Here is a 26843-nt window from a genome sequence, read left to right as displayed (position 1 = left end):
CCCGACACCTATGAGCGTCCGATCTACGCCGGCAACGCCATCCAGACGGTGAAGTCGAAGGACGCCAAGAAGGTCATCACGGTGCGCACCTCCACCTTTGCCGCAGCGGGCGAAGGCGGCAGCGCGTCGGTCGAGAGCGTCGCGGCGGCGGCCGATCCGGGCCTGTCGTCCTTTGTCGGCGAGGAAGTCGCCAAGAGCGATCGTCCCGAGCTGACCTCGGCCAAGATCATCGTCTCCGGTGGCCGCGCCATGCAGAGCCGGGAGAACTTCGCAAAGTACATCGAGCCGCTCGCCGACAAGCTCGGCGCCGGCGTCGGCGCTTCGCGTGCGGCGGTGGATGCGGGCTATGCGCCGAACGATTGGCAGGTTGGCCAGACCGGCAAGGTCGTGGCCCCCGAGCTCTATGTCGCGGTCGGCATTTCCGGCGCGATCCAGCATCTGGCCGGCATGAAGGACTCCAAGGTGATCGTCGCGATCAACAAGGACGAGGACGCGCCGATCTTCCAGGTTGCCGATTACGGCCTGGTCGCCGACCTCTACCAGGCGGTTCCGGAGCTGACGGCCGAACTCGGCAAGCTCGGCAAGTAAAACGCGCTAAAACACCGGCCGGAGCTATAAACTCCGGCCGGTGTTGCTTTTTGAGGCGTTTTCTTTGGCGCGGGACACGCCTTCGAAGCGATCCAATCTAGGTTTCGAGGCCGGGTTCTGATTAAATCAGACCTCCCGGCTCAGGGGGATAGGCAGGCGCGGTTGATAGCGCGCCGTTCCGGTGGATGACATTATGGCGGCAGTAATCAAGAAGGTCGGCGTGATCGGCGCGGGGCAGATGGGCAATGGCATCGCGCATGTCGCTGCGTTGGCCGGCTTCGACGTGGTGCTCAACGACATTTCGACCGACCGCCTCAAGTCAGGCATGGCCACGATCAACGGCAATTTGACGCGCCAGGTCTCCAAGAAGGCCGTCAGCGAGGACGACAAAGCCAAGGCGATGGCGCGTATCGTGGCCGGCGAGAAGCTGGACGACCTCGCGGACTGCGATCTCGTGATCGAGACCGCGGTCGAGAAGGAAGAGGTCAAGCGCAAGATTTTCCACGATCTCTGCGCGGTGTTGAAGCCGGAGGCGATCGTTGCCTCCGATACTTCCTCGATCTCGATCACGCGGCTCGCCGCCGCCACCGACCGGCCCGAACGCTTCATCGGCATTCACTTCATGAATCCGGTGCCGTTGATGGAGCTGGTGGAGCTGATCCGCGGCATCGCCACCGACGACCAGACCTTCGAGGCGTCAAAGGAATTCGTCGGCAAGCTCGGCAAGCAGGTCGCGGTCTCCGAGGATTTCCCGGCGTTCATTGTCAACCGCATCCTGCTGCCGATGATCAACGAGGCGATCTACACCCTGTACGAAGGCGTGGGCAACGTCGAGGCGATCGACGCGGCGATGAAGCTCGGGGCGCACCATCCGATGGGCCCGCTGGAGCTCGCCGATTTCATCGGCCTCGATACGTGCCTGTCGATCATGCAGGTGCTGCATGAAGGTCTCGCCGACTCCAAGTACCGCCCGTGCCCGCTACTGGTCAAATACGTCGAGGCGGGCTGGCTCGGTCGCAAGACCCAGCGCGGTTTCTACGACTACCGCGGCGCCAAGCCGGTTCCGACGAGGTAAGGCTGTCTCGTGCCCCGGACGCAGCGCGAAGCGCTGCAGAGTCGGGGCCCAGAGGCCGCGCGCACGCGGAAGCATGGGTCCCGGCTCTGCGGTGCATCACTTCGTGCCGCGCCGCGTCCGGGACACGGAGCAAGCCTACCTTTCATGTCCCGTTAACCGCTCGCCTCTAGGTTACGCGCGGTACGAGGGTTGCGTAATGGACATGATGGCGATGGTCAGCAGCATGCTGGCCTCTCAGCAAGGCGCGCTGCAGTCGAATATCTCGGCGACGCTGATGAAGCAGAATGCGGATGCGGAGAAATCCACCGTCCTGACGCTGCTCGGCGCCGGACAGCCCTCGCTGGCCAATGTCGGCGCCGGCGTAGGCGGCAACATCAACGTCACCGCCTAAAACATCATCGCTTAGAACGACGCGGCGGCTTTGCCCGTCGCAGCCCGGATCAGCTTGAGCGCATCCTCGCTCGCCCATTCCGCCGGCCCCGCGATCGTCGCGATCTCGCAGCCTTGGGGATCGACCAGCACCGAGGTGGGCATGCCCAAGGCCCGGCCTATCGCTTTAAGATCCTGAAAAACCTTGGCTTTCTGATCGTTGAAATAGCCGAGCCTGATAAGATTGGCCTCTTTCAGGAACGCCTTGGGCTTTTCGGAGTCGCGGGTGTCGATATTGATCGCCACCACCTCGAAATTCGGGCCCGAAAGCTTGCCTTGGAGCTCGTCCAGAGCCGGCATTTCCTTGCGGCAGGGCACGCACCAGGTGGCCCAGAGGTTCACCAGCAGCGTCTTGCCGCGGAAATCCGACAGCTTCTTCGGCCTGCCGTCGGCGTCCTCGAAGGCCAGGTCCGGCAGCTTTAGCGGCGCGGTCGCCATGGTCAGCGCCGCCACCTCGCCATGGGCGAGCGGGGCGATCTTCTGCGCCGTGTTCACCGCCGCCCGGCAAGCGGGATCGCCGGATGGGGCCCGGCCCAGGCCCAGCCCGTACAGCGCGGCAAAGCCAGCCAGGCCCCCGACCACCACGGTGGCGATGACGACGGGGATGCGGCGCGTGGCCGACCGTGCTGTCCGTTGGTCGAGCCTGTCGTTGGGGTCGAGCATATCGTTTGTCATCCGATCGCAGATATGGCTATCAGAGGCCTCTTAATACGGCTGGCAGCCGTCAGCAAACGTGCGGCGGCGACAGGCAAGGCGTGAGCAGGGGATCATGAGCAACAAGATGTGGGGCGGCCGGTTCTCGGAACGTCCCGACGAGATCATGGAAGAGATCAATGTCTCCATCGACGTCGATCGTCACCTCTTTGCCCAGGACATTGCCGCGTCCAAGGCCCACGCCGCGATGCTGGCCGCGCAGGGCATCATCACGGCCTCTGATGCGAAAAATATCGGCAAGGGTCTAGACACGATTTTGTCAGAGATCGGCAAGGGCGGCTTCGAATTCAAGCGCGCGCTCGAGGACATTCACATGAATGTCGAGAGCCGCCTATCCGAGCTGATCGGCCCCGCGGCCGGCCGCCTGCACACCGCGCGCTCGCGCAACGACCAGGTCGCGACCGATTTCCGGCTCTATGTCCGCGATGTTCTCGATGAGACCGACGCCGCGCTCGCCGCGTTCCAGCAGGCGCTGGTGGAGCGCGCGCTGGAGCATGCCGGGACGGTCATGCCCGGCTTCACGCACCTGCAGACCGCGCAGCCGGTGACCTTCGGCCACCATCTGCTCGCCTATGTCGAGATGGCCGCGCGCGATCGCGGCCGTTTCCAGGACGCGCGCAAGCGGCTGAATGAATCCCCGCTCGGAGCTGCGGCGCTCGCCGGAACCTCGTTCCCGATCGACCGTCACGCCACGGCGAAGGCGCTCGGTTTTGATCGTCCGATGGCCAACTCGCTCGATGCGGTTTCCGATCGCGACTTCGTGCTGGAGACGCTGTCGGCGGCCTCGATCTGCGCCGTGCACATGTCGCGCTTCGCCGAGGAGATCGTGATCTGGACCTCGCCGCTGGTCGCCATGATCCGCCTCAGCGACAAGTTCACCTCGGGATCCTCGATCATGCCGCAGAAGCGCAATCCCGACGCCGCCGAGCTGGTGCGCGCCAAGACCGGCCGCGTCATTGGCGCGCTCAACGGCCTGCTGATCGTGATGAAGGGCCTACCGCTCGCCTATCAAAAGGACATGCAGGAGGACAAGCAGGGCGCGATGGAAGGCTTCGCCGCGCTGTCGCTCGCGATCCGCGCCATGACCGGCATGGTCCGGGATCTCGTGCCTGATGAAGCGAAGATGAAGCTTGCTGCGGGCGAGGGCTACGCCACCGCCACCGATCTTGCCGACTGGCTGGTGCGGACGTTAAAGATGCCGTTCCGCGAGGCCCATCACGTCACCGGCCGCATCGTCGCGAAAGCCGCCGAGGGCGGCGTGGCGCTGCACGAGCTCCCGCTCAAGGAGATGCAGGCGATCGAGCCGAAGGTTACGAAAGACGTGCTCGGCGTGCTCTCGGTCGAATCGTCGGTCAAGAGCCGGACCAGCTTCGGCGGCACCGCGCCGAAGAACGTGGCGGCGCAGGCCAAGGCCTGGCTGAGGCGGCTGGAAAAAGAGCGAAAATTGGGCTGAGGGCAAAATTTCGCTTATGTTTCATGGTCATCCGGGTCTCGCCAGAGCGCGCCAATCTCTGTATGGTGCGCCGCGCGTAGTGGGGATTTCGTCGTGACGTCAAAGTTTCGCCCGACCGGCTCGGGGTGGGCCATCATTGTCTTGAGCCTGACGGCGCTCGCGCTTGCCGGCTGTGGCCGCAAGGGCCCGCTGGATCTGCCGCCGACCGCTTCGAGCGCGTCCACAGCCAACGTCGCACCGCCGACCGACACCGAGGCCGAAGCCCAGAGGACGCCGAGCGTGTTCAATCCCACCTATGGCGCGGACGCCGCACCGGCGGCGACCAAGGGCAGGAAGAAACCGTTTATCCTCGACCCGCTGCTGGACGAAAGACCCAGCCGATAGGCTGGGGCAACTGAGCCAACGCCATGAACCATTTTGACTATCGCAACGGCGTGCTGCACGCCGAGGCAGTGAACCTGTCCGAGCTGGCTGCAACCGTCGGCACGCCGTTCTATTGCTATTCGACCGCAACGCTCGAGCGGCACTATCGCGTTTTCACCGACGCTTTCGCCGGGGAGAAGGTGCTGGTCTGCTACGCCATGAAGGCGAATTCCAACCAGTCGGTGCTGCGCACGCTGGCCCGGCTCGGGGCCGGCGCGGACGTGGTCTCCGGCGGCGAATTGAAGCGCGCGCTGGCGGCCGGCATTCCCGCAAACAAAATATTGTTCTCTGGCGTCGGCAAGACGGAAGACGAGCTGCGCGCCGCGCTGGCCGCCGACATCCTCTGCCTCAACGTCGAATCCGAGCCCGAACTCGAGCTGCTGTCGCGCGTTGCGACCGAGACGGGCAAGACCGCGCGGATCTCGATCCGCGTCAATCCCGACGTCGATGCCGGGACGCACGCAAAGATCTCGACCGGCAAGTCCGAGAACAAGTTCGGCATCCCGATCGCGCATGCTCGCGAGGTCTATGCCCGCGCCGCGAAGCTGCCGGGCATCGAGGTCACAGGCACCGACGTGCATATCGGCAGCCAGATCACCGACCTCTCCAAGATGGAGATCGCGTTCCGCATCCTCTCCGAATTCGTGCAAACGCTGCGCGCCGACGGCCACAACATCTCGCATGTGGATTTCGGCGGCGGTCTCGGCATTCCCTATTACATGGACCGCGAGGCGCCGCCGGCGCCTGACGCCTATGCCGCCATGGTCAAGCGCGTCAGCCACAATCTCGGCTGCACGCTGATGTTCGAGCCGGGGCGCATGATCGTCGGCAATGCCGGCATCCTGGTCGCCAAGGTGATCTATGTGAAGCACGGTGACGGCAAGAATTTCGTCATTGTCGACGCCGCCATGAACGATCTGATCCGTCCGACGCTGTACGAGGCCCATCACGACATTCTGCCGGTGACGCAGCCTGCGAAGGGGGGCGCGACCATGATGGCCGACGTCGTCGGCCCGGTCTGCGAGACCGGCGACTACCTCGCGCTGGATCGCACGCTGCCGACGCCAAAGCCCGGCGACCTCATCGCTATCATGACCGCCGGCGCCTATGGCGCAGTGCAGGCCGGCACCTACAATACGAGGCCGCTGGTGCCCGAAGTGCTGGTGAAGGGCGACCAGTACGCGGTCGTGCGTCCGCGCATCGAGGTCGAGCAATTGATCGCGATGGATGCGCCGGCGCCGTGGCTGTGAGGCTGTGAGGCTGTGATTGTCCACGATGAGCGCAGCTACCGCTGCGCCCATCGCTGCATTGACCCCTACTTCTTGAACCGGTCCCTTATCGCGGCGAGGCCGGAATCATAGACGCCGCCGAGGGCATCGACCGCTTCCTTCTCCCGCCCCGGGTCGGGCGTGTAGGTGCCGGTCCATGTCACCACCGACGCGCCTTCACCCTTTGCCATGACCTTGATGGTCGACTTGTACTGGCTCACCGGCAGTGGGCTCGACAGGAACGCGTAGGAATAGCTGTAGTCTTTGTCGTTCCGCGCAGTCTGCGTCTCCACGAACGAAGCCTTGCCGTCCCTGGTGACGAGCGTCCGGGTTGGCGGCGACTTGCCGTCCACAATGCACTGCCCCACCGGCGGCAGCCAATCCTTGATCGCGCAGAACGGCCCGATGACGGACCACACCTCGGCCGCAGCACTGCTGACCTCGATGCTCCTCGTCAGATTGGCTGCGGACGCCGGCATGACGCCGACGCCCAGGCCGAGGGTGCAAATCGCGGCGCTGCGAACCGAAACGAGCAATCTGGAAGCCGCTGAATCGTATTTCTTCATGGTAATCTCCTGTGTCCGGCGGGCCGCGATTGCGGCGGCCGGCTTGCCAATGCCGGTCGAATAGACGCTCACCACGGTCCGCGGCCAGTTCAGAGAATGAATCGCTGCTGATACAGAAACTGAACTAGGAAGCCGCGCGCCGCGGCCCTAAGGTTGCGCCTTCGCTTGTCACGGAGGCCCGCATGACCATCGGCAGCTACAGGCAGTTCTGTCCGGTCGCGATGGCGGCCGAGATATTATGCACGCGCTGGACCGTCGTGCTGCTACGTGAACTCATTGCCGGCTCGACGCGCTTCAACGAGCTGCGCCGCGGCGTTCCGCGGATGTCGCCTGCCTTGCTCTCGCAACGTCTCAAGGAGCTCGAAGCCGCCGGCATCGTTACGCGCCGGGCGTCGGCTTCCGAGCGCGGTATCACCGAATATCTGCTGACCACAGCCGGACGCGAACTCGGCCCGATCGTGGAGGCGTTCGGCATCTGGGGCCAGCGCCGCATCGAGTCGGATCTGTCGCTTCAGCATCTCGATGTCCAGCTGTTGATGTGGGACATGCGGCGGAATTTGAACACCACGCCGATGCCGACTCGCCGCAGTGTGCTGCAGTTCGCCTATCCGGAATTGCCTTCGACGCAGCGGTTGTGGTGGCTGATCGTCGATCCCGACGACAGTGTCGACCTCTGCTCGATTGATCCCGGTTTCGACGTCGACCTTTACGCGTCGGTTGATCTGCGCACCATGACGGCGATCTGGATGGGACTCGATACCGTGCGCGCGGCCGTCGCAAGCCGGCGGATGCTGCTCACCGGCGACCGGCAGCTTGCCGCAGCCATGCAAAGCTGGCTGGGCCTCAGCCCGTTCGCCAAGGAACGCAAGCTGGCGAGCTGATCCAGGGCGGCGCAATTCAGTATTTGTATCGCCCCGCTACAGTTCCCGTACTGGCGAGGCCGCGCCGTGTTCTGGCACCCAAGTGATGCCCGCCTGTATCAACGCGGAGCTGAACTCGAGCCAGGAGACACGACATGACAGCGTATCTGATCGCGGACATCAAAGTGACTGACGGAAGGTGGGTGCCGGACTACGCCGCGTCCGTCCACGAGCTGGTGCACAAGCATGGCGGCAAGTATCTTTCCCGCAGCGGCAATGTGAAAACCCTTGAAGGTGCCCCTCTCGACACCTCGCTGATCGCGATCATGTCGTTTCCAACGGCGAAGGCAGCAGAGTCCTTCGTCGCTGATCCCGCCTACGGCCGCTTCGCGGCAGCGCGCAGGGGCGGCAGCGAGAGCCGCTTCCAGTTGATCGACGATACCGACTTGGCCGGCACGATCCCCTATCTCGCCAAGGCTTGAACTGCGTCTTCGTCAGATCGATCCAAGGAGGACAGCGCAGCGCCGGTTGTCGGCGCTGCGTTCTCGTGTTGGCGCTAGCTGGGTGGCCTGCCGCCAACCACGACGCCCGCCTTCTTCTCGATCGGCTTGATCGCCGCGGTGAAATCGGACTCGGCGCCTTCCGCGCTAATGACCGTCTCCCACAACCGGCCGACCGCATCCGCGACTTCCATCGACAGGCCGAGCTGCTTCATCTCCTCCAGCGCCAGCCGCACGTCCTTCACCATCAGTCCCGTGGCGAAGCCGAAGTCGAAGCTGCGCGGCAGCACCGAGCGCGGAAACTTGTCGCGGCTCGCGGTGTTCATGCCGGAGCCGGCATTGATGACGTCGATCATCACGGCGGGATCGAGCCCGGCTTTGACGCCCATCACCACCGCTTCCGAGGTCGCCACGATCGCGGTGGCCGACAGGAAGTTGTTGGCGAGCTTCATGGTCTGCGCCGCGCCGGGCTTCTCGCCGATGAAGAACACTTTCCCGATGATGTCGAGCGCGGGCTTGAGCAGCTCGAACTCGGTCTTCGGCCCCGAGACCATCACCGCCAGCGTGCCCTTCTCCGCGCCGCCGACGCCGCCGGAGACGGGGCAGTCGATCTGCACGATGTCATGCTTGGCGAGCAGGCCGTGAATCCTCACGGCCATCGCCGAGCCGACGGTGGAGAGATCGATGAAGCGTTTGACGCGGCTTCCCTCGATCACGCCGTTCGGCCCCGTCGCAACCGCGAGCGAAGCCTGCAGCGAAGGCAGGCTCGCCATGACCGTCTCGACCTGGTCGGCGACCTCTTTCGGCGACGTCGCCGCAGTGGCGCCGCGCGCCACCAGCCTGTCGACGACCTCCTGGCGCGTGTCGAACACGACGAGCCGGTTGCCGGCCTCGATCAGCCGCCGCGCCATCGGGAGACCCATGTTTCCGAGGCCGATGAATCCGATGTCCATGGTGTTTCCTTGTGTTCTTCGTTGTTGGCGAGCGGTGCGCCCCTACATTCGGCGTCGTCCCGGCGAAGGCCGGGACCCATACCGTGTGATCTCTGTTTGGCGGATAGCGCACGTACCGATCAAGGTCAGGTATCGTATAGTCATCGCCAAAGGGCTGCCTGTGGTTATGGGTCCCGGCCTTCGCCGGGACGACGTGGGAGAGAGCGTTGTCGTCTCACGCCTTGCCGTCGATCTCCGCGAACACCTCACGCGCGATCCGAAAACTGTCGACCGCGGCCGGCATGCCGCCATAGATTGCGACCTGCATCAGGATCTCGCGGATCTCGTCGCGGCTGACGCCGTTGGTGAGTGCGCCCTTGAGATGCGCGCGGAATTCGTGCTGCCGATTGAGGATCGCGATCATCGCGATGTTGAGCATGCTGCGCGTCTTGCGCGGCAGCTCCTCGCGGCCCCACACCGTGCCCCAGCAATATTCGTTGAGCATCTCCTGGAACGGACGGTTGAAATCGTCGACGGTCTTCAGGGCGTTGTTGACATAGGCCTCGCCCAGCACCGCTTTGCGGACTTCCAGGCCCTTGTCGTGCATCTTCTTGTCCATGGCGTTTCCTTTGCTTCTCTTGCGTTTTTCTTGGCTGGCGGCGCGGAAATTACGGGGTTGCGGCGGTCCAGTCACGTCCTCGTGTTATGCGAGAAAAGGGGTGTCTCCCGTACAGGAACGGATGCCTCAGTGCTGCCGTTGTGGTACGCTTCTCTACCGGGCAACCTGGAGAGTTGATTGAACGGCGTCACCCCCGACCCGTCAGACCCGATCCGCGATGGCGACGCTCTGTCGCGGCTGAAGCTGGCGCAAGCCCTGCAGCGGGCCACATATGCCATCGCGTGGGAGCGTGCCTGGCCAAATTTGGCGCGGCTTCTCACCGTCGTCGGTCTGTTCCTTGTGGTGTCCTGGGCCGGCCTCTGGCTGGCGCTGCCCTTCATTGCCCGCGCCATCGGGCTCGTGGTTTTCGCCGGCATCGCGATTGCCGTCCTGTTCCCGTTGAGTCGCTTTCGCTGGCCGAGCCGCGAGGAGGCTCTGGCCCGGCTCGACCGCGGCTCTGGCATCCGTCATCGGCCGGCCACCACGCTGACGGACACGCTGAGCTCGCAGGACCCGGTTGCGCAGGCCTTGTGGCGGGCGCAGCGCGAGCGCACGCTGGCTTCGATCAAGCGCATCCGAGCCGGTCTGCCGAAGCCCCGGCTCGCTCTGCATGACCCCTGGGCGCTGCGCGCGCTGGTCATGGTGATGCTGGTGGCGACCTTCTTCGCCGCCGGTGACGAGCGTGCGATGCGGCTCGGGGCCGCCTTCCACTTGAACGGCGTGCTGGCGCCGACGAATGTTCGCGTCGATGCCTGGGTCACGCCACCGCTCTACACCGGCAAGCCGCCGGTCATCCTGTCGGCCGCGAACAAGGAGGCCGCCGCGCTGCCGGCCAGCGGCCCGCTCGCCGTTCCTGCAGGCTCGACCCTGATCGTTCGCTCCTCCGGCGGCAGCCTTGATGTTGTCGTCTCCGGCGGCCTCAAGGAAGTCGCGCCCACCGAAGCCGCGCCCAAGGGTACCAACGAGAAGCATTTTGCCATCAGCGGCGACGGCACCGCGCATGTCCGCGCACCCTCCGGCCAGCCGCAATGGGCGTTTGCGGCAACGCCGGACCGCGCGCCGACGATCGCGCTGGCCAAGGATCCCGAGCGCCAGGCCCGTGGCGGACTCCAGCTCACCTACAAGGTCGACGACGATTACGGCGTCACCGGCGCCGACGCGCAAATCGGCCTGCGTCCCGTCGATGCCAAGGATGGCAGCAAGGAGGCCGAGACCAAGGCCGCCGCGCGGCCGCTATTCCAGCCGCCGCAATTCCCGCTCGTGCTGCCGAATGCACGTACCCGCAACGGTGTCGGCCAGACGGTGAAGGACCTTAGCGAGGATCCCTATGCCGGCGCCGACGTCACCCTGACCCTCACCGCCAAGGACGAGGCCGGCAACGAGGCCAGGAGCGAGCCCTTCAACATGCGCCTGCCCGAGCGGCTGTTCACCAACTCGCTCGCGCGCGCGCTGGTCGAACAGCGCCGCATCCTCGCGCTCGACGCCAACAAGAATTCGGATGTCTACGCCGCGCTCGACGCGCTGATGATCGCGCCCGAATTGTTCACGCCGGATGCGGGCTGCTATCTCGGCCTGCGCAGCCTGGCGCTGCAGCTGGAAGCCGCCCGCACCGACGACGCGATGCGCGATGTGGTGAAAAGCATGTGGGCGTTCGCAGTCACCATCGAGGACGACGGTGTCGCCGGCAGCGTCAACGCCGCGCTGCGTTCGGCCCAGGACGCGCTCAAGCGGGCGCTGGAACGCGGCGCCAGCGAGGACGAGATCAAGGCGCTGACGCAAAAGCTTCGCGAGGCGATGGCCGGCAAGGTGCGCGATCTCGCCCGGCGCGCCGAGCAGAATCCGCTTGGACCGCGGCAGCCTTTCCCGGCAGAGGTTCAGCTCATCCTCGACAAGTCTGTCGAGCTGAAACAAAAGACCCAGAACGCCACGCCCGAGCAGCTCGAAGAGCTGGCGAAGCAGCAGGACGCGTTGCGCGAGCAGCTTCAGGCCTATCGCAAGTCGGCAAACAACCGGGCGAAGCCGGGCAACGACGGTGCCAACCAGTCGACGCGAGACCGTAAATGCGGAAGCTAACGCGCGTGCCAGTTTTGAAGGCGATCTCGATCGCCTGCCTCGCCTTCCTGTTGGGAGGCGTCTCGCCTGTGGCTGCCCAGCAGGATCAGGATGTCGATGCCCTGCTCGATGGCGCTGAAAAGGCGATGCAGGATTCCGGCGACAGCCTCAGGCAGAAGGAATCCGGCAAGAGCCTGAGCAATCAATCCGACGCGATTCAGAAGCTCGAGGACTACAAGCGCGCGACGGAAAAGAGCCAATCCTCCAATCGCGATCGTTCCGTCATCACGCAGCGCGACCTCGACGAATTGCTGAAGCAAATCGAGAAGGCGGCGCGCGAAGGCAATAAAGAAGCGGCTCAGCGCATGCTCGAGCAGCTCGCGCAGATCATGGAAAACCTCCAGATGGCGCAGCCCGGGCAATCCGGCGACAGCGACATGGAGCAGGCGCTCAACGAGCTCAGCGACATGATCCGCAAGCAGCAGCAATTGCGCGACAAGACTTTCAAGCAGGGGCAGGATTCCCGGCGTGAGCGCTCGCGCGGCAAGCAGCAGGGCGACCAGTCGATGTCGGACCTCCAGCAGGATCAGCAGTCGCTGCGGGATCGCCTGAAGAAGCTGCAGGACGAACTCGCCAAGCGCGGCCTCACGCAGAAGGGGCAAAAAGGCCAGAAGAGCCAGGGCCAAAAAGGGCAAAAGGGTCAGCAGGGCGAGCAGGGACAGCCGGGCCAGGATGGCGATCAGGACGGCGACCAGGGCGATGACGACGGCAGTCTGGACGCTGCCGACGGGGCCATGGGCGATGCCGGCTCGCAGCTCGGAGAAGGCAATTCGGACGGTGCCGTGGACGCGCAGGGGAAAGCGCTCGAGGCCTTGCGCAAGGGCGCGCAGAAGATGGCCGAGGCGATGCAGCAGGGCGATGGCGACGGGCAGGGCGATGGTCCCGGCAACCGGCCCGGCCGCCAGCAGAGCGGCGGCAATCAGACCGATCCGCTCGGCCGCCCGCTTCACGGCCGCGATCTGAGCGACGACTACACGGTCAAGATCCCCGGCGAGATCGACGCCCAGCGCGTCCGCCGCATCCTCGAGGAGCTCCGTCGCCGCTTGGGGGACAGCTCGCGCCCGCAGATCGAACTCGACTACATTGAGCGGCTGCTGAAGGATTTTTGAGGCTGTCGCAGCTCTCGTAGCCCGGATGAGCGAAGCGCTATCCGGGGCCGCCGGTCCCGCATGTCGCTGCGCTCATGCGGGCTACAAGCTACGAACCCGCCTGCTACCCCTTCTTCGCCGCCAGCGCATCCGCCACCGCGGTGCGGATGTCGGCGACCGAGAACGGCTTGGTCACGACGTCATGCACCAGCGCATTGAGGTTCGAGGCGCGCTCGCGCTGGTCGGCAAAGCCGGTCATCAGCAGAATGGTCAAATCGGGGAAATCGCGTGCGACGGAAAGCGCCAGCGCGATGCCGTCCATCACTGGCATCTGGATATCGGTGAGCAGCAGGTCGAACCCGCCGTCCGCGCGCGTGAGGATCTCCAGCGCCTCGGCGCCGTCCTGCGCGGTGACGATTTCGTGCCCGTCCATGGCGATGGCGCGCGCCACCAGCTGGCGCATCGAATCCTCGTCGTCGGCGATCAGAATCTTGGACATGAGACAAACCTTGGGATCAATCTCGCCACAAACTTTGCCTGCGAGACCTGCGAAATCGCTTATACGCTGCCACCAGCGATGTCGCGCCGGTTGAAGAAGCGAACGTCGATATTGCGGCCCTCCGGCGGCGGCGAGGCCAGGCGCGAGCGGAAGAAGGCGCGCTCGCCGGGCTGTAGCACGGTCTGTTCCAGAACGGCGTTCCAGGCGTAGATTTCCGCGCCTTGCGCGTCGCGTACCGCGAAGCGCAACCGGGGAATGTCGAGCGGCTTCTTGCCCTGGCCCACGATCACGCCCTCGATCACCAGCACCTGCTTACCGTCCACAGTCTCGCTGGAGAGCTTGACGTCCTTGAAGGCCAGTGCGCGCAGGTTCACTTCAAGGCCGACCATCCGGTAGAAGGCGGCCGTCTGCGGCAGCAGCCGCACCATGTCGCCGCGCCAGATCACCAGCGCCAGCACCAGCGCGCCCATGGCGGCGCAGGCAGTTGGCAGGCCGAAATGGGATTTTCGCGGGGCCGCGGTGGCCACCGGACGGCGCACTCGGGCGCCGCGGCGACTGCCGAACAGGCCTCGGAACCAGGACTGGTGCTGCTCGCCGACAACTTCCTCCTCGACGGACCGGGCGGCCGCCGACCATTCGTCTTCGGTATCGCTGGTCTCCTGGTCCGGCCAGTCGCTGGCGATCGAGGGGCTGTCAACGACAGGTGCCTCAGCGGCACCGTCGTCCTGGGCATAGGAGTTCCACTGCTCGGCGAGATCGGACTGGTCGTCGCCCCGGCTGGCTGCGGCCATGGCCGGGACAGATGCCTCCTCGATGGCATCCTCGGCATGGGCGACCCAGGTTTCCTTGCAACGGGAACAGCGCACGGTCCGGCCATTCGCCCCGAGGCTCGCGGGCTTGATGGCGTAGGATGTCGTACAATGAGGGCAGACGATATGCATGGACGAGCCCTGATGCATGGCCAAGTCGTGACGGTGACACGGTCGCGGAGAACCGAGCGGGAAAGATGCTACCAATTATGCTACAGGACGACCGTTAACGAACCGGAAACCATAACGGCCGCAAAACCCGCTGATCGCGTGTGGCGGAGCACAGCCGTGCGGCCCGCGGCCTCTCTCGAACGGAGCTGAGCTTGGTTCGGTTCGAAAATGTCGGATTGCGTTACGGCCTGGGGCCCGAGGTCCTGCGCGACCTCAACTTCCAGATTCCGGCGCATTCCTTCCAATTTCTCACCGGCCCGTCCGGCGCCGGCAAGACCTCATTGCTGCGCCTGTTGTTCCTGTCGCATCGCCCGACGCGGGGGCTCGTCAATTTGTTCGGTCACGACATCTCGCAGCTGGGCAAGGACGAGATCGCAGACTTGCGCAAGCGCATCGGCATCGTGCTCCAGGATTTCCGCCTGCTCGACCACATGACCACCTATGAGAACGTCGCGCTGCCGTTCCGCGTCATGGGCCGCAGCGAATCGAGCTACCGCAAGGAGGTCATCGATCTCCTGAAATGGGTCGGGCTCGGCGAACGCATGGACGCGCTGCCGCCGATCCTGTCCGGCGGCGAGAAGCAGCGCGCGGCAATCGCGCGCGCCGTGATCTCGCGGCCGCAGCTGCTGCTGGCCGACGAGCCGACCGGCAGCGTCGATCCGACGCTCGGCCGCCGCCTGCTGCGGCTGTTCATCGAGCTCAACAAGTCAGGTACCGCCGTCATCATCGCCACCCACGATATCGCCCTGATGGACCAGTACGAGGCGCGACGCTTCGTGCTGCACCAGGGACGGCTGCACGTCTATGAGTAGGCCCGACGAGCGCGGCGTGCTTGTCGATCTCGGGCAGGAGGGGCCGCCGCTTCCGGCCCGGGCGCGCAACATGTCGCCGATCGTGCCGCGCGCCTCGATCCACGGCCGCGCGCTCGTCGCCGTCGTCGCCATCATGACCTTCCTGGCGTCGATGACGACCGGCACGGTGCTGCTGGTGAGCGCCTCCGCCGCGGAATGGCAGTCGGATGTCGCGAGCGAAATTACCATCCAGGTTCGCCCGCAGACGGGCCGCGATCTCGAACGTGACACCGCGGCGGTGACCGAGGCCATGCGCGCGCAAGCCGGCATCGTCGAGGTCAAGCCGTTCACGAAGGACGAGAGCGGCAAGCTGCTCGAGCCCTGGCTCGGCACCGGGCTGTCGATGGACGATCTGCCGGTGCCGCGCATGATCATCGCGCGCGTGCAGCCCGGCACGGCGCTCGATCTCGGCGCTCTGCGGGCCCGCGTGACCCAGGTGGCGCCAAGCGCCAGCGTCGACGATCACCGCGCATGGATCGAGCGCATGCGCTCGATGACCAACGCCACCGTGCTCGCCGGCCTCGGCATCCTCGCGCTCGTCATCGTCGCCACCATCATCTCGGTGTCGTTCGCGACCCGGGGCGCCATGGCGGCGAACCGTCCAATCGTCGAGGTGCTGCATTTCGTCGGCGCGGGCGACCGCTATATCGCCAACCGCTTCCTGCGTCATTTCCTCAGGCTGGGGCTGGAGGGCGGCGTGATCGGCGGCGGCGCCGCCATGCTGGTGTTCGGCTTCTCCGAGTCGATTGCAGGCTGGTTTTCCGGCACCCCCGTCGGCGACCAGTTCGCTGCGTTGCTCGGCACCTTCTCGCTGCGGCCGTCCGGCTACATCGTGCTCGCGGTGCAGGCCGTGCTGATCGGCGCCATCACCGCGGTCGCCTCGCGCCAGACGCTGTTCGCGACGCTGAATGATGTCGATTGAAATGGTTTTCTTCCTTCTCCCCTTGTGGGAGAAGGTGGCGCGAAGCGCCGGATGAGGGGTTCTATCCACGTGCACGAACGTCGAGGCGAGTTCGCGGAGACATACCCCTCACCCGTCTCGCCGCTATCGCGGCGAGCCACCCTCTCCCACAAGGGGAGAGGGGAAATCTACTTCGCGGCCCCAGTGCTTCGCCACATCGATTGAGGCCGACAAACCGGACTCCACTTCGCCTCAAAACGTCCTAAAATCATCTCTGGGAAGGGATCACCGACATCACATGACCGCGCCGACCGACGATCGATCGCCGAAACTGCCGCGCGGCTGGCTGCGCGCGGCCGTGATGTCGACGATTGCGCTCGCCTTCGTCGGCGCGGCGGCGGGCTTCATCGCGTTTCTGTCGCAATTGCGCGGCGCCGAGATCGCGCCGGACCGCAAGGCGGACGGCATCGTGGTGCTGACCGGCGGCTCCTCGCGGGTGTCGGATGCGATGGAGCTGCTCGCTGCCGGCTACGGCAGGAGGCTCCTGATCTCCGGCGTGCACCCGACCTCGACGGCGAGCGACATCTCCCGGACGTTGCCGGAGAACCAGTCCTTCATGCGTTGCTGCGTCGATCTCGACCGCACTGCGGTCTCGACCCGCGGCAATGCCGCGGAAGCGCGGCACTGGGCCGCGGGACGCGGCTTCAAATCGCTGATCGTCGTCACCTCGAATTATCACATGCCGCGCGCGCTGGTGGAATTCTCGCATGCGATGCCGGAGACGACGCTGATCCCGTTCGTGGTGGTCGGCGACAAATGGCGCGAGGAGCCGTGGTGGACCTCGGCGTCCACCTTGCGGCTGCTGCTGTCGGAATATGTCAAGTACATCGCGGCCGAGCTCAGGGTGCGGCTGGAGGATTTCGGGATTGACCTTTCGCCCGAGATGTCGGAGCAGCCTCCCGGGCTTCAACCGAAGCGGCCCGCCACCGCACAGGCCAACTGATCGGCAACGGATCGGCAACGGATCGGCAATTGATCGGATCCTCGATGTTCTTGATTTTCCTGCGATCGCTCGTGTTCAACGTGCTGTTCTACACCGTGCTGGTGTGCCTCGCGATCGTGGCGCTGCCGACCTTCGCATTGCCGCCGCGCGCCATGCTCACGGTCGCGCAATGGTGGGCGAAGGCGACGCTGTTCCTGATGCGGGCGGTCTGCAACATCAAGGTGGAATTCCGCGGCCTCGACAAGATTCCGACGGGACCATTGGTCGTCGTGGCGAAGCACCAGTCGTTCTGGGAGACGTTCGTCTTGCCGGGCTTCTTCGACCGTCCGATCTTCATCCTCAAGCGTCAGCTCATGCAGATCCCGGTGTTCGGTCAGTTCCTGGTCAAGACCGGGATGATCGCGATCGACCGCAACGCCGGCGTCAAGGCGCTGCTGGACATGACGCGGCGGGCGCGGGAGGCGGTGCGCAGCGGCGGGCAGCTCGTGATCTTTCCCGAAGGCACGCGCCGCGCACCGGGCGCGCCACCGGACTACAAGAGCGGCTTCGCGCAGATCTATTCGTCCTGCGGCGCGCAGTGCCTGCCGATCGCACTCAATTCCGGCCTGTTCTGGCCGCGCCGCACCTTCATGCGCTATCCCGGCACGCTGGTGGTGGAATTCCTCGATCCGCTGCCGCCGGGTTTGCCTAAGGACCAGTTTCTCTCCCGTGTGCAAGCGGCGATCGAAGACGCGACCGGCCGCCTCGTCGAAGCCGGCCGCAAGGAGCAGGAGCAGCTGATCGGCTCGGCGCCGAGCTATGCGCCGTCGGAGAGCTAGCGGTTTTCCCGATCGTCCACCGCAGCCGGGGCGTGCGGAGAATGCGCATCCCCATGCAGCATCATGGCAAGCTGATGCAGCTGCGCATCGCGAAAACCTTCGGCCTCGATCGCCTTCACCGTCGCGGTCACGTAATCGCGATTGGCGCCGGACTGGCCGTGGCCCTGGAGCACGTGGCGATGCTGGTCGGTGAGCGACAGCCGGCCGGCATATTGCACATGGCCGCGGTCGACGACATAGGCGAGCGCGGAGACGCGCTGCCGCGCGTCGTTCTCCAGCCACACCGAGCGCATGACCTCGCGATAGACCGACGTCACCTGCTCGCGCGCGCGCAAATAGGCGACGACGTCGGCGCGGTTCTTTTCGGCGACGCGGAAGGCGATGCCGCGGCAGGCGCCGCCGCGGTCGAGGCCGAGCACCAGGCCCGGCTTCTCCGGCGTGCCACGGTGGACGAAGGAATAGACACAGAGCGCGCGGTGCTCGCCGACCAGCCGTGCCGGGACGCGCTCCTCGAATTCGAAGCCCGGCCGCCACATCAGCGAGCCGTAGCCGAACACCCAGAGGTCGCCCTTGGCAGTGGTGACGGAGGGGAGGGTGATTTCCGACATTTCGGGCACGGCTACCAGAACCGCGCTCCCAAGCGAAGCGAATTCTCCGCCTTTCGGAGCACGCCAACCTCGCTTACATTTGACAAAATCAGGGGTCAAAGGGTCGCCGCATGTCCGATATGACCGTTGCCGCACGCCGGCGCTCCCGCTGGGGCCTTTTCATCGCCCCTGTCATCCTCCTGATCCTCGCGGTGGCGTGGAGCTGCTTCTGGTTCTATGCCGCGTCGCAGGCCGAAATCGCCGCCGATGCCTGGCGCGCGCAGGAGGCCAAATCCGGCCGCGTCTATGATTGCGCCAAGCGCTCGATCGCGGGCTTCCCCTTCCGCTTCGAGGTCCAGTGTTCGGGCGCCAGCGTCGCCCTGGTGTCGCAGAATGCCAGCAAGACGCCGTTCACGGCGAAGCTCGACAACATCCTGGTCGTCGCCCAGGTCTACGACCCCAAGCGCGTCATCGCCGAATTCACCGCACCCGCGACGCTCACTGACGGCGTCACGCAAAGCACCTTCGTGGTGAACTGGAGCAAGGGTCGCAGCAGCGTGGTCGGCCTGCCCGCTGTGCCGGAGCGCGCCTCGATCGTGTTCGAGGAGCCGACCGTCAATCGTGTCGACGGCAGCGTGCAGGTGCCGCTCGCGCGCGCGAAACAGGTCGAGTTGCATGGACGCCTCGCGGATGGATCGCCGTCCGATCATCCCGTGATCGAGACCGTGCTCCAGATCGCGCAGGGCAGCATCCAGGGCGTTCATCCGCTGCTCGCCGAGCCGTTCGAAGCCGACACGCGAGCGAAGATCACCGGACTGTCGGACCTCACGCCAAAGCCGTGGCCGCAGCGCTTCCGCGAGATCCAGGCCGCCGGCGGCCATATCGAGATCGTGCAGTCCCGGATCCAGCAGGGCGAGATGATCGCGGTTGCGGCCGGCACGCTCGGGCTCTCGGCCAACGGCCGTCTCGATGGCGAATTGCAGATGACCGTGACGGGCCTCGAGCGCGTGATCCCCGCGCTCGGCATCGAGAAGATGCTGGAGGAGGGGGTGCCACAGGCAACCCTCGATCGCGTCGCGCCCGGCGTGAAGTCGCAGGACCTCAACAATCTGTTCGGTGCGCTCGACCGCGCCGTTCCCGGCCTCGGCAAGGTCATCAAGCAGAACGCCAATGCCGGCGTGGCCGCCGGCATCAATTCGATCGGCACCGAGAGCACGCTGGAAGGCAAGAAGGCCCGCAGCTTCCCGCTGAAGTTCGCCGACGGCGCCGTGCTGCTCGGCCCGGTCAAGGTCGGCCAGATCCCGCCGCTGTATTAGATCGTGAATTCATAAATCTGCCGGGCGGACAGCTTGGTCCGCCTGACGCGTTCGAGGCTGTGAACGGATGGCTTCCGAAGCGCTTCTTGTTGGCGCCGGTGACGCAACCTGTGGGGTCGTCTCCGGCGTCGGGCGAGGAGTGTCTCAGTTGCGGCTGGACAGGTAGCGTTCTGCCGCCCTATTGAAGGCCAACTGACGGCTCTAAAGTCGCGCCCAAATTATCTGGGGTTCGGGGGAAACAATGCACGCGTTGAATTGTCTCGTCGCAGCATCGCTGCTCGTCGCCTCGCTTCAGACCGCAACCGCCAAGGATAGCGAACATTGGGTGGTGTCCTGGACGGGCGCGGTTCAGGGCCCATACCCCGTCGGCAATCCGTCTGTCCAGCCCGAACAGAAATTCGCGTTTCCCGAGCCTGCGGCCGGTGCGCGGGACCAGACCTTTCGCCTGATCGTTCGGCCGGATATCTGGGGCCGTCAGGCCCGCATCCGGCTCAGCAACGCCTTCGGCACCAAACCCGTCACCTTTGACGGCGTTTACCTCGGCCTGCAATCGGGCAGTGCCGCGTTGATCCGCGGCTCCAACACTCCCGTTACGTTCGCCGGCACGCCTTCCGTTACGGTGTCGCCGGGGAATTCGGTCTGGAGCGATGCGATCACGCTGCCGTTTGCAAAGCGGCCTGATGATCTCGCCGGCCGCCGGCTTGCGGTCAGTTTTCATGTCGCCGGCGAGAGCGGCCCGATGACCTGGCACGCCAAAGCGCTGACCACCTCCTATGTCAGTGCGCCCGGCGCCGGCGCGAAGGGCGCCCTGGAAGACGAGGCTTCCTTCCCCTATGCGACTGCGTCGTGGTTCTTTCTCGATGCGATCGAGATGACTGCGCCTGCCGATGCCTTCGCCATCATGGCGTTTGGGGATTCGATTACCGACGGGACCGCCTCAACCATGAATGGCGACGATCGCTGGCCCAACGTGCTGTCGCGTCGCCTGAAGTCGGTCTACGGCAACAAGGTCGCCGTCGTGAATGGCGGCATCGGTGGCAACCAAATCGCGGGCCCCGCCGAATATGGTCCCGACAAACCGTACGCGGGCGGCCCCGCTTCGGGCCAGCGGCTCGAGCGCGACGTGCTGTCGCTGTCCGGCATATCGAGCCTGATCTGGCTGGAGGGCATCAACGATTTCAGCAAGAACGGCAATTTTACCGCCGACCAGGTCATCGCCGCGATGAAGGATGGCGTCGCGAGGTTACGTGCGAAATGGCCGCAAGTCCGGATCATTGGCGCCACCGTCGTTTCGGCATTGGGCAGCACCAGCGCGGCCCATGGTTTTCCCGAACAGGATGACAAGCGCAAGGCGCTCAACGCATTCATCCGTAGCTCGGGGACATTCGACGGTGTGATCGATTTTGATCGCGCGACGCTCGATCCGGCCTCGGGGGGCCTCAAGCCGGAGTTCGTTCCCGAAAGCACCACTGGCGGCGCCGGCGACAAGCTTCATCCCAACCGCACCGGATATCTGGCGATGGGACAGGCCATCGACCTCGATCTGTTCAAGCCGGGAAAGTTTGGTCGCAGCGCGAAGCAGTAGGATGAATTCAGAGTCGCCTCTCTCCATTCGCCGCCCTCAGTTGTCGTAACTCCTCCATCCGCGTTACGAGCTGAACTCACGGCCGCTTCGCCGGATCGTGATGACCCGCCGGGAATGCGGAGCCGCAAACTCCGCTCTCTCTCCATGTCGGCCGCACGATGATGCGGTCGCCCAGGCAGGAGAGATATCATGACCAAATCCAGGCTGTTCATTGCCGCTATCGCCATCTCGACCACGCTCGCGACGCCAGCGTTCGCGCAGTGGCAATGGCAGTCGCAGGAGCCGGCCGCATACGCCTCGATCTATCCGAACGGTGATCGCAACATCTCAAATCCCACGACGCGCGAGACGATGGCATTCGTCCCCTCGCCGAAATCACCGCGCCCAACGGTGATGCGCGCAACCAAGGGCAAATAGCCGCCATCCACCACTTGCCCGTCGTGAACTGGGCCCGGTCATGTCCCGGCCGGGCCCAATGCGCGTTGCCTTGAAAGTTGCCTTGGACAATCACGACAATCGCGCGTGCGGATCGGCAGCCAACGAAAATATTCCGAACAGGATCGTCAGGAAAAAGTGATGCAGAAGATGCCCGGCGCCGCGAATAACCGCAGCCGCATTCAAATCACTCCACACCAGGGAAGCATGCATGCGCCGGAGCCGGCGCGCGGAATCCAATCCGCTTCCCAAATGGAGGAAGCTTCAAGTGCGGATCATCAATTGCGGGCTGATGCTGGGCATTCTCGCTGCCTGTTCAGGGCAGGCGCGTGCCGACGACAATGTCACAACCGAAATCCAGTCGCTGAAGGCGAAACTGAAGGAGCTCCAGCAGCGCGTGGACTCCGAGGCGCACAAGACGCGACAGGTTGAAGCGCAGGCGAAAACCGTTCAGTTACCTGCAAGCTATAAGGCGCTCGCCGCCGATCCATGTGCGGCCGGCAAGGTCTGCTACAAGGGCGTGACGCTGACATTCGGTGGCTGGGTCGATCTCACCGGCATCTACCGCTCACGGAATCTCGCCTCCGATACCGGCTCGGTCTACAACTTCATCCCCTATCAGCAGAGCCGCAACTTCAACATCCCGGAAACGCGCTTCTCCGCGCGCCAGAGCAGGTTCTCGGTCTTGGCGGAAGGCAATGCCGATGCCGACACGCACCTCGCGGGTTATGGCGAGATCGATTTCGAAGGTGCGGCTCAGACGGCGAGCTCGGTTGCGACCAACTCGTTCAATCCGCGCATGCGGCAGCTTAGCCTGGAACTGGACCGCAGCGATCTCGGTCTTCACTTCCTCGCCGGGCAATCCTGGTCGCTCAACGCGCCGACCAAGTCCGGCATCGATCCTCGTGGCGTCGACGCGCCCGGCGTGATCGACTTCGAATCCGTTCCGGGATTTCTTGCGGCACGGCAGCCCGGGCTGCGCGTCTGGCAGGACATCGGACCGGAGTTCAAGCTGGCTGCCTCGGTCGAGAATGCCCAGACAGCGTTCTTCGGCGGCAACGTCCCGGCCGTCGGCACACCCGCCATCGGACCACAGGGCGTGCTGAACCCGAACCTTCAGGTCAACCTGACCGGTCCCGGCGGCAGCTTCTTCAACAACCTCAACAATGTCAGTCTGAATCAAGTGCCTGATGTCACCGTCAAGGCAGCGTGGGACCCACGGCTCGGGCCCACCAAGCTGCATGTCGAGGCGTGGGCACTCTACCGCCAGCTGTTCGACCGCTTCAACAACGCCAACCACACCTACGACACCGGAAGCTTCGGCGGTCACATCTTCGCCGAGCTGATTCCGAAAACCCTCGATCTTCAGCTCTATGGCTCGCACGGCGTGCTCGGCCGCTTCACGGCAACGCCGTTCCCTGACGCGGCGGTGGCGCAGGAAGGCACCATCCTCCCGCTGACGATCACGGCGGCCGCCGTTGGCCTGATCTGGCACGCGACGCCCAGCCTCGATGTCTACTCCTATGCAGGCCTCGAAAAGGCCAAGGCGAATTTCGCCAATGTTGGAACGGTGCCGTTCGGCTACGGCAATCCGCTCTACAACAACACCGGCTGCTTGACCGAGAACTCGGCAGCCGCGACCTGCAACGGCAACACCAGGGAGGTCCGGCAGATCACGGCCGGGATCTACGACACCGTCTACCAGGGCAATTTCGGTACGCTCAAAGCCGGCCTGCAGTATTCCTACACCCAGCGGGTCGCGTTCGCCGGCGTCGGCGGCGCTCCGAGGACGGACGACAACGTCGTCATGACGCAGATCCGCTACTATCCGTTCTAGTCACGGAGCGACGCAGGCTCGTAGCCTGGATGGAGCGAAGCGCAATCCGGGAATCTTGCCTCAAGCGACGGAGGTCCCGGATTACGCTTGCGCTCCATCCGGGCTACTTCAGCGCTACGGCTTGTTCCCGAGCTGCGCGTGCGGCCGGCCGAAGTCGGGTGCGGCCGAGTCCTGGCCGATTTCGACGATGCCGCGGCGGATGGCGCGGGTGCGGGTGAAGTGGTCGAACAGTGCCTCGCCGTCGCCGCGGCGGATCGCGCGGGTGAGCTTTGCCAGATCCTCGGTGAAAGTGCCGAGCATCTCCAGCACGGCTTCCTTGTTGGCGAGGAAGACGTCGCGCCACATCGTCGGATCGGATGCCGCGATGCGCGTGAAGTCGCGAAAGCCGCCGGCGGAGAACTTGATGACCTCGGACTCCGTCACCTGCGCCAGCTCATCGGCGGTGCCGACGATGGTGTAGGCGATCAGATGCGGCAGATGGCTGGTGATCGCGAGCACGAGATCATGATGATCCGGCGTCATGATTTCGACCTTGGCGCCCATCGCGGCCCAGAACGCACGCAGGCGATCGGTGGCAGCCGCATCAACGCCTTCCGGTGGGGTGAGGATGCACCAGCGGTTGATGAAGAGCTCGGCGAAGCCGGAGTCCGGACCCGAATGCTCGGTGCCTGCGACGGGATGCGCTGGCACGAAATGGATGCCGTTCGGCAGATGCGGCGCCATATCCCTGACGATGGCGCCCTTGACGGAGCCGACGTCGGAGATGATCGCGCCAGGCTTGAGATGCGCGGCGATCTCCTGCGCCACCGGCCCGCAGGCGCCGACGGGAATGCAGAGGATAACGAGATCGGCGTCCTTCACGGCTTCTGCATTGGTCGCAACGACCTGATCGACGATGCCGAGCTCGAGCACGCGCGCGCGCGTCTTCTCCGAGCGCGCGGTGGTGACGATCTCGGAAGCCAGGCCCTGGAGCTTCGCGGCGCGCGCGATCGAGCCGCCGATCAGGCCGAAGCCGATCAGCGCGACGCGCCGGAAGTGCGGGGTCGCGCTCATCGTCCGGCCATGAAGTCGCGCAGGCCCTCGACGACGAGGCGGTTGGCCTCCTCGGTGCCAATGGTCATGCGCAGCGAATGCGGCAGGCCGTAGTTCTTCAAGCCGCGCAGCACCAGCCCGCGCTTGGTGAGGAAGGCGTCGGCTGCGTCCGAGGTCTTGCCCTCGGTCGGGAAGTGGATCAGCACGAAATTGGCGACGCTCGGCGTCACCTTCAGCCCGAGCTTGCCGATCTCCTCGGTCAGCCAGTTGCGCCAGGTCTCGGTGAACTGCTTCGACATGGCCTGGTGCGCGGTGTCCTCGATCGCGGCAACGGCGGCGTACATGGCCGGCGTCGATACGTTGAAGGGACCGCGGATGCGGTTGACCGCATCGATGATGTGCTCGGGGCCGAACATCCAGCCGATGCGCAGTGCCGCGAGACCATGGATCTTGGAGAAGGTGTGGGTCACGACCGTGTTCTCGGTGGTCGCCACCAGCTCGATCCCCATCTCGTAATCGTTGCGCGAGACGTAGTCGCAATAGGCTGCGTCCAGCACCAGCAGCACGTGCGAGGGCAGGCCGGCGCGCAGGCGCTTGACCTCGTCGAACGGCACGTAGGTTCCGGTCGGGTTGTTGGGGTTGGCGAGCCAGACCAGCTTTGTCTTCGGCGTCACCGCCTTGAGGATGGCGTCGACATCGCAGGTGAGGTTCTTCTCGGCCGCGATGACATTCTTCGCGCCGACCGCCATGGTGGCGATCGGGTAGACCAGGAAGCCGTGCGTGGTCGAGATCGCCTCGTCGCCGTGGCTGAGATAGGTGTGGGCGAGCAGATTGAGGATCTCGTCCGAGCCGGCGCCGCAGATGATGCGGTTGGGGTCGAGCCCGAAGGTGCGCCCGATCGCTTCGCGCAGCACGCGCGAGGTCCCTTCCGGATAGTCTTCCAGATGATCCGCCACGTTCTTGAACGCCTCCATCGCCTTCGGCGAGGGCCCGAACGGCGTCTCGTTGGCCGAGAGCTTGAACACCTTGCGGCCGGGCTCTGCCACCGGAGTCTTGCCGGGCGTGTAGGGCGCAATATCGAGAATGCCGGGATTTGGCACGGGGCGGGACATCTTCAACTCCGGACTGGCTTAAGCGGTTCGCGACTTACGATTTCGACCCGGTCGGGGGCACCGTATAGCGCGTTGCGTGGCTGCCGACGAGGGCCGTGGAGCGCACCGAGGCCCCCGCTTCGATCAGGGCAGCCTTGATTTTGTCGAGGCTGCTCGTCGCGGTGACCGAGACCAGCAGCGCGGCGCCGTCGAAGGCGGTGTCAGGCACCGCCACGATCTCGGCGAGCGGCGACAGGGCGCGTGCGACCTCGGCGTTCCACCCTGACACGCGGACGCTGAAGGTCTCGACCTCCGTCACCAGCGCGCTGTCGGCGACGCGCGAGACTGCGAACACGGGCAACGCCGCCGGATGGTCGGCGCGCTCGACGAAGGGCAGTCGCGCGATGATCTTTGGCGCGCCGGCTTCTTCCAGCGACAGCCACCACGGCGTGCGGCTCGAAGTCGCCGAGACCAGCGCCAGATCGCCCTTGGACTTCGCGACGGCCTCGACCGCCGCCTGCGCGCTGAAATGCGCGACATAAGGCACCGTGAAGCCGAAATGGAATCGCGCGGAATCGCGCATGGCCGGCTCGCTCGCCGAGATGTCGGCGTGGACCGAGAACGGGGCCTGGACATAGGTGAAGGTCGCGATGATGACGCGCCAGATGCTCTCGACCGTGTCGAGCGGCAGGATGCCGCGATGGCGCTGCACGAGGTCGCGCATCATGGAGGCCTCACGTGCCGGGCGGAACGCCGAGCCGACCTCCTGGGTCTGCTTCACCTGGATCAGGCGGTCGATGATGTCGCCGCGCTGCATCAGCAGGCGATGCATGCCCTCGTCGATCGCGTCGATCTCCTTGCGCAATTCCTGGAGCGATGGTGGCGCGGGCGGACGTTGGGACATGTCTGTGAGGTGCTGTTGCGAGGCGTTCAATGCGGATCAGTCGAGCTGTCACCGCTGTGATGGATATCCTGATTAGGCAGTCGGGGCTGCGAAAGCAAAGAGAAATGCAAAGGGAAATCGGGCCCTTTCCGCCCGTGGCGCGACAGGCGAATTTGGCTGATCCGGGCCGCGACTTGACGAAAACCGTCCGAGACGGTAGTTTTTACCCGTTCCGTGGTCATTTGAGCCGGCCGGCTTGCAGCCACGTTAAAAAACTCGCTAAACAGGCCGGGGACCCTTTCGATCCCGGCCGAACCTATCGTTCAGGCCGGGTTTTTCATGGCCTGATGTCAGTCGCG

29 protein-coding genes and 1 riboswitch are annotated in these 26843 nt (G+C 65.0%); of the genes, 18 read left to right on the top strand and 11 right to left on the bottom strand.

What is annotated here, in order from left to right; all coding sequences use genetic code 11:
* The 3 genes from AC0L3U_RS06445 to AC0L3U_RS06435 form a co-directional block, all read left to right on the top strand.
* On the top strand, positions 1-588 hold a 588-nt coding region (locus AC0L3U_RS06445), incomplete at its 5' end, for an electron transfer flavoprotein subunit alpha/FixB family protein (RefSeq protein WP_473361100.1).
* Between the two features lie 193 nt (positions 589-781).
* The gene (locus tag AC0L3U_RS06440) at positions 782-1663 is read left to right on the top strand and encodes a 3-hydroxybutyryl-CoA dehydrogenase (protein ID WP_007597339.1); all 882 of its coding nucleotides are present in this window, start codon (positions 782-784) and stop codon (positions 1661-1663) included.
* A gap of 196 nt (positions 1664-1859) precedes the next feature.
* A complete protein-coding gene (locus tag AC0L3U_RS06435; protein ID WP_007597338.1) occupies positions 1860-2054 on the top strand; it encodes a putative motility protein in 195 nt (64 codons plus the stop codon).
* Positions 2055-2065: 11 nt separating this feature from the next.
* On the opposite strand, the gene tlpA is transcribed toward AC0L3U_RS06435, so the two are convergent.
* Entirely contained in the window at positions 2066-2755 is a 690-nt protein-coding gene (gene tlpA, locus AC0L3U_RS06430) for a thiol:disulfide interchange protein TlpA (RefSeq protein ID WP_473361099.1), read from the bottom strand.
* A 106-nt stretch (positions 2756-2861) separates the two neighbouring features.
* Here tlpA and argH point away from each other — a divergent pair, with 106 nt between their 5' ends.
* The 3 genes from argH (at position 2862) to lysA (ending at position 5932) form a co-directional block, all read left to right on the top strand.
* Positions 2862-4259 (top strand): argininosuccinate lyase, encoded by a 1398-nt coding sequence (argH, locus tag AC0L3U_RS06425; protein WP_473361098.1) that lies wholly within the window; start codon positions 2862-2864, stop codon positions 4257-4259.
* Positions 4260-4352: 93 nt separating this feature from the next.
* On the top strand, positions 4353-4643 hold the full coding sequence (lptM, locus tag AC0L3U_RS06420; RefSeq protein WP_473361097.1) for an LPS translocon maturation chaperone LptM: 291 nt from the start codon (positions 4353-4355) through the stop codon (positions 4641-4643).
* Positions 4644-4666: 23 nt separating this feature from the next.
* Positions 4667-5932: a diaminopimelate decarboxylase gene (gene lysA / locus AC0L3U_RS06415; protein WP_473361096.1), complete on the top strand. Its 1266-nt coding sequence runs from the start codon at positions 4667-4669 to the stop codon at positions 5930-5932.
* Positions 5933-5997: 65 nt separating this feature from the next.
* Here lysA and AC0L3U_RS06410 read toward each other — a convergent pair whose 3' ends face one another.
* Entirely contained in the window at positions 5998-6516 is a 519-nt protein-coding gene (locus tag AC0L3U_RS06410) for an SRPBCC family protein (RefSeq protein ID WP_473289816.1), read from the bottom strand.
* A 182-nt stretch (positions 6517-6698) separates the two neighbouring features.
* Between AC0L3U_RS06410 and AC0L3U_RS06405 the strand changes: the two genes are divergently transcribed.
* Positions 6699-7397: a winged helix-turn-helix transcriptional regulator gene (locus tag AC0L3U_RS06405; RefSeq protein ID WP_456767543.1), complete on the top strand. Its 699-nt coding sequence runs from the start codon at positions 6699-6701 to the stop codon at positions 7395-7397.
* Positions 7398-7531: 134 nt separating this feature from the next.
* Positions 7532-7858 (top strand): DUF1330 domain-containing protein, encoded by a 327-nt coding sequence (locus AC0L3U_RS06400; protein ID WP_473361095.1) that lies wholly within the window; start codon positions 7532-7534, stop codon positions 7856-7858.
* 74 nt (positions 7859-7932) lie between these two features.
* Here the strand turns inward: AC0L3U_RS06400 and AC0L3U_RS06395 are convergent, their stop codons facing one another.
* Together AC0L3U_RS06395 and AC0L3U_RS06390 are read right to left on the bottom strand one after the other, a co-directional pair.
* Positions 7933-8829: an NAD(P)-dependent oxidoreductase gene (locus AC0L3U_RS06395; protein ID WP_473361094.1), complete on the bottom strand. Its 897-nt coding sequence runs from the start codon at positions 8827-8829 to the stop codon at positions 7933-7935.
* A gap of 214 nt (positions 8830-9043) precedes the next feature.
* Positions 9044-9427 (bottom strand): carboxymuconolactone decarboxylase family protein, encoded by a 384-nt coding sequence (locus AC0L3U_RS06390; RefSeq protein WP_007597318.1) that lies wholly within the window; start codon positions 9425-9427, stop codon positions 9044-9046.
* Positions 9428-9604: 177 nt separating this feature from the next.
* Between AC0L3U_RS06390 and AC0L3U_RS06385 the strand changes: the two genes are divergently transcribed.
* Positions 9605-11539 (top strand): TIGR02302 family protein, encoded by a 1935-nt coding sequence (locus AC0L3U_RS06385; protein WP_473361093.1) that lies wholly within the window; start codon positions 9605-9607, stop codon positions 11537-11539.
* The gene (locus AC0L3U_RS06380; RefSeq protein ID WP_473361092.1) at positions 11527-12687 is read left to right on the top strand and encodes a DUF4175 family protein; all 1161 of its coding nucleotides are present in this window, start codon (positions 11527-11529) and stop codon (positions 12685-12687) included. The genes AC0L3U_RS06385 and AC0L3U_RS06380 overlap by 13 nt, the downstream gene beginning before the upstream one ends.
* 103 nt (positions 12688-12790) lie before the next feature.
* Here AC0L3U_RS06380 and AC0L3U_RS06375 read toward each other — a convergent pair whose 3' ends face one another.
* Positions 12791-13165: a response regulator gene (locus AC0L3U_RS06375; protein ID WP_063994095.1), complete on the bottom strand. Its 375-nt coding sequence runs from the start codon at positions 13163-13165 to the stop codon at positions 12791-12793.
* A 59-nt stretch (positions 13166-13224) separates the two neighbouring features.
* Positions 13225-14106, bottom strand: a complete 882-nt coding sequence (locus AC0L3U_RS06370) for an MJ0042-type zinc finger domain-containing protein (RefSeq protein ID WP_473361111.1) — start codon at positions 14104-14106, stop codon at positions 13225-13227.
* 191 nt (positions 14107-14297) lie between these two features.
* Here AC0L3U_RS06370 and ftsE point away from each other — a divergent pair, with 191 nt between their 5' ends.
* From ftsE to AC0L3U_RS06350, 4 genes are all read left to right on the top strand, one after another.
* A complete protein-coding gene (gene ftsE, locus AC0L3U_RS06365; RefSeq protein ID WP_008135325.1) occupies positions 14298-14957 on the top strand; it encodes a cell division ATP-binding protein FtsE in 660 nt (219 codons plus the stop codon).
* On the top strand, positions 14950-15918 hold the full coding sequence (locus AC0L3U_RS06360; protein ID WP_027514144.1) for a cell division protein FtsX: 969 nt from the start codon (positions 14950-14952) through the stop codon (positions 15916-15918). Before ftsE ends, AC0L3U_RS06360 begins: the two co-directional genes overlap by 8 nt.
* Positions 15919-16195: 277 nt before the next feature.
* Positions 16196-16900: a YdcF family protein gene (locus AC0L3U_RS06355; protein ID WP_473361091.1), complete on the top strand. Its 705-nt coding sequence runs from the start codon at positions 16196-16198 to the stop codon at positions 16898-16900.
* Positions 16901-16944: 44 nt separating this feature from the next.
* The gene (locus AC0L3U_RS06350; protein WP_473361090.1) at positions 16945-17718 is read left to right on the top strand and encodes a lysophospholipid acyltransferase family protein; all 774 of its coding nucleotides are present in this window, start codon (positions 16945-16947) and stop codon (positions 17716-17718) included.
* On the opposite strand, the gene AC0L3U_RS06345 is transcribed toward AC0L3U_RS06350, so the two are convergent.
* Positions 17715-18326, bottom strand: a complete 612-nt coding sequence (locus tag AC0L3U_RS06345; RefSeq protein ID WP_473361089.1) for a gamma-glutamylcyclotransferase — start codon at positions 18324-18326, stop codon at positions 17715-17717. The genes AC0L3U_RS06350 and AC0L3U_RS06345 overlap by 4 nt on opposite strands.
* A 110-nt stretch (positions 18327-18436) precedes the next feature.
* Between AC0L3U_RS06345 and AC0L3U_RS06340 the strand changes: the two genes are divergently transcribed.
* The 3 genes from AC0L3U_RS06340 to AC0L3U_RS06330 all read left to right on the top strand — a co-directional run bounded on the left by AC0L3U_RS06340 (position 18437) and on the right by AC0L3U_RS06330 (position 21623).
* A complete protein-coding gene (locus AC0L3U_RS06340; RefSeq protein ID WP_456767551.1) occupies positions 18437-19621 on the top strand; it encodes a DUF2125 domain-containing protein in 1185 nt (394 codons plus the stop codon).
* 241 nt (positions 19622-19862) lie between these two features.
* Entirely contained in the window at positions 19863-21206 is a 1344-nt protein-coding gene (locus AC0L3U_RS06335) for a GDSL-type esterase/lipase family protein (protein WP_473361088.1), read from the top strand.
* 189 nt (positions 21207-21395) lie between these two features.
* Positions 21396-21623 (top strand): hypothetical protein, encoded by a 228-nt coding sequence (locus AC0L3U_RS06330; RefSeq protein WP_473361087.1) that lies wholly within the window; start codon positions 21396-21398, stop codon positions 21621-21623.
* 90 nt (positions 21624-21713) lie between these two features.
* On the opposite strand, the gene AC0L3U_RS06325 is transcribed toward AC0L3U_RS06330, so the two are convergent.
* The gene (locus AC0L3U_RS06325; protein ID WP_473361086.1) at positions 21714-21854 is read right to left on the bottom strand and encodes a hypothetical protein; all 141 of its coding nucleotides are present in this window, start codon (positions 21852-21854) and stop codon (positions 21714-21716) included.
* Positions 21855-21909: 55 nt separating this feature from the next.
* Between AC0L3U_RS06325 and AC0L3U_RS06320 the strand changes: the two genes are divergently transcribed.
* On the top strand, positions 21910-23478 hold the full coding sequence (locus AC0L3U_RS06320; RefSeq protein ID WP_473361085.1) for a hypothetical protein: 1569 nt from the start codon (positions 21910-21912) through the stop codon (positions 23476-23478).
* A 114-nt stretch (positions 23479-23592) separates the two neighbouring features.
* Here the strand turns inward: AC0L3U_RS06320 and AC0L3U_RS06315 are convergent, their stop codons facing one another.
* From AC0L3U_RS06315 to AC0L3U_RS06305, 3 genes are read right to left on the bottom strand one after another with little or no spacing between them, the layout of a single operon-like run.
* On the bottom strand, positions 23593-24531 hold the full coding sequence (locus AC0L3U_RS06315; RefSeq protein ID WP_473361084.1) for a prephenate/arogenate dehydrogenase family protein: 939 nt from the start codon (positions 24529-24531) through the stop codon (positions 23593-23595).
* Positions 24528-25622 (bottom strand): histidinol-phosphate transaminase, encoded by a 1095-nt coding sequence (gene hisC, locus AC0L3U_RS06310; RefSeq protein ID WP_473361083.1) that lies wholly within the window; start codon positions 25620-25622, stop codon positions 24528-24530. Before hisC ends, AC0L3U_RS06315 begins: the two co-directional genes overlap by 4 nt.
* Positions 25623-25656: 34 nt before the next feature.
* On the bottom strand, positions 25657-26505 hold the full coding sequence (locus AC0L3U_RS06305) for a chorismate mutase (RefSeq protein WP_473347259.1): 849 nt from the start codon (positions 26503-26505) through the stop codon (positions 25657-25659).
* A 203-nt stretch (positions 26506-26708) separates the two neighbouring features.
* A riboswitch (SAM riboswitch) is annotated at positions 26709-26788 on the top strand.
* Positions 26789-26843: the final 55 nt, after the last annotated feature.

The sequence above is a fragment of the Bradyrhizobium sp. Kon69 genome, from assembly GCF_055807515.1.
Note: the sequence above shows the minus strand (reverse complement) of the source record. Positions and strands in the feature narration are given on the sequence as shown.

Coding starts and splice junctions, on each gene's coding strand:
- AC0L3U_RS06440 (WP_007597339.1), top strand. CDS start 782: ATGGCGGCAGTAATCAAGAAGGTCGGCGTGATCGGCGCGGGGCAGATG.
- AC0L3U_RS06435 (WP_007597338.1), top strand. CDS start 1,860: ATGGACATGATGGCGATGGTCAGCAGCATGCTGGCCTCTCAGCAAGGC.
- tlpA (WP_473361099.1), bottom strand. CDS start 2,755: ATGCTCGACCCCAACGACAGGCTCGACCAACGGACAGCACGGTCGGCC.
- argH (WP_473361098.1), top strand. CDS start 2,862: ATGAGCAACAAGATGTGGGGCGGCCGGTTCTCGGAACGTCCCGACGAG.
- lysA (WP_473361096.1), top strand. CDS start 4,667: ATGAACCATTTTGACTATCGCAACGGCGTGCTGCACGCCGAGGCAGTG.
- AC0L3U_RS06410 (WP_473289816.1), bottom strand. CDS start 6,516: ATGAAGAAATACGATTCAGCGGCTTCCAGATTGCTCGTTTCGGTTCGC.
- AC0L3U_RS06405 (WP_456767543.1), top strand. CDS start 6,699: ATGACCATCGGCAGCTACAGGCAGTTCTGTCCGGTCGCGATGGCGGCC.
- AC0L3U_RS06400 (WP_473361095.1), top strand. CDS start 7,532: ATGACAGCGTATCTGATCGCGGACATCAAAGTGACTGACGGAAGGTGG.
- AC0L3U_RS06395 (WP_473361094.1), bottom strand. CDS start 8,829: ATGGACATCGGATTCATCGGCCTCGGAAACATGGGTCTCCCGATGGCG.
- AC0L3U_RS06390 (WP_007597318.1), bottom strand. CDS start 9,427: ATGGACAAGAAGATGCACGACAAGGGCCTGGAAGTCCGCAAAGCGGTG.
- AC0L3U_RS06380 (WP_473361092.1), top strand. CDS start 11,527: ATGCGGAAGCTAACGCGCGTGCCAGTTTTGAAGGCGATCTCGATCGCC.
- AC0L3U_RS06375 (WP_063994095.1), bottom strand. CDS start 13,165: ATGTCCAAGATTCTGATCGCCGACGACGAGGATTCGATGCGCCAGCTG.
- AC0L3U_RS06370 (WP_473361111.1), bottom strand. CDS start 14,106: ATGCATATCGTCTGCCCTCATTGTACGACATCCTACGCCATCAAGCCC.
- AC0L3U_RS06360 (WP_027514144.1), top strand. CDS start 14,950: ATGAGTAGGCCCGACGAGCGCGGCGTGCTTGTCGATCTCGGGCAGGAG.
- AC0L3U_RS06355 (WP_473361091.1), top strand. CDS start 16,196: ATGACCGCGCCGACCGACGATCGATCGCCGAAACTGCCGCGCGGCTGG.
- AC0L3U_RS06350 (WP_473361090.1), top strand. CDS start 16,945: ATGTTCTTGATTTTCCTGCGATCGCTCGTGTTCAACGTGCTGTTCTAC.
- AC0L3U_RS06345 (WP_473361089.1), bottom strand. CDS start 18,326: ATGTCGGAAATCACCCTCCCCTCCGTCACCACTGCCAAGGGCGACCTC.
- AC0L3U_RS06340 (WP_456767551.1), top strand. CDS start 18,437: ATGTCCGATATGACCGTTGCCGCACGCCGGCGCTCCCGCTGGGGCCTT.
- AC0L3U_RS06335 (WP_473361088.1), top strand. CDS start 19,863: ATGCACGCGTTGAATTGTCTCGTCGCAGCATCGCTGCTCGTCGCCTCG.
- AC0L3U_RS06330 (WP_473361087.1), top strand. CDS start 21,396: ATGACCAAATCCAGGCTGTTCATTGCCGCTATCGCCATCTCGACCACG.
- AC0L3U_RS06325 (WP_473361086.1), bottom strand. CDS start 21,854: ATGCATGCTTCCCTGGTGTGGAGTGATTTGAATGCGGCTGCGGTTATT.
- AC0L3U_RS06315 (WP_473361084.1), bottom strand. CDS start 24,531: ATGAGCGCGACCCCGCACTTCCGGCGCGTCGCGCTGATCGGCTTCGGC.
- hisC (WP_473361083.1), bottom strand. CDS start 25,622: ATGTCCCGCCCCGTGCCAAATCCCGGCATTCTCGATATTGCGCCCTAC.
- AC0L3U_RS06305 (WP_473347259.1), bottom strand. CDS start 26,505: ATGTCCCAACGTCCGCCCGCGCCACCATCGCTCCAGGAATTGCGCAAG.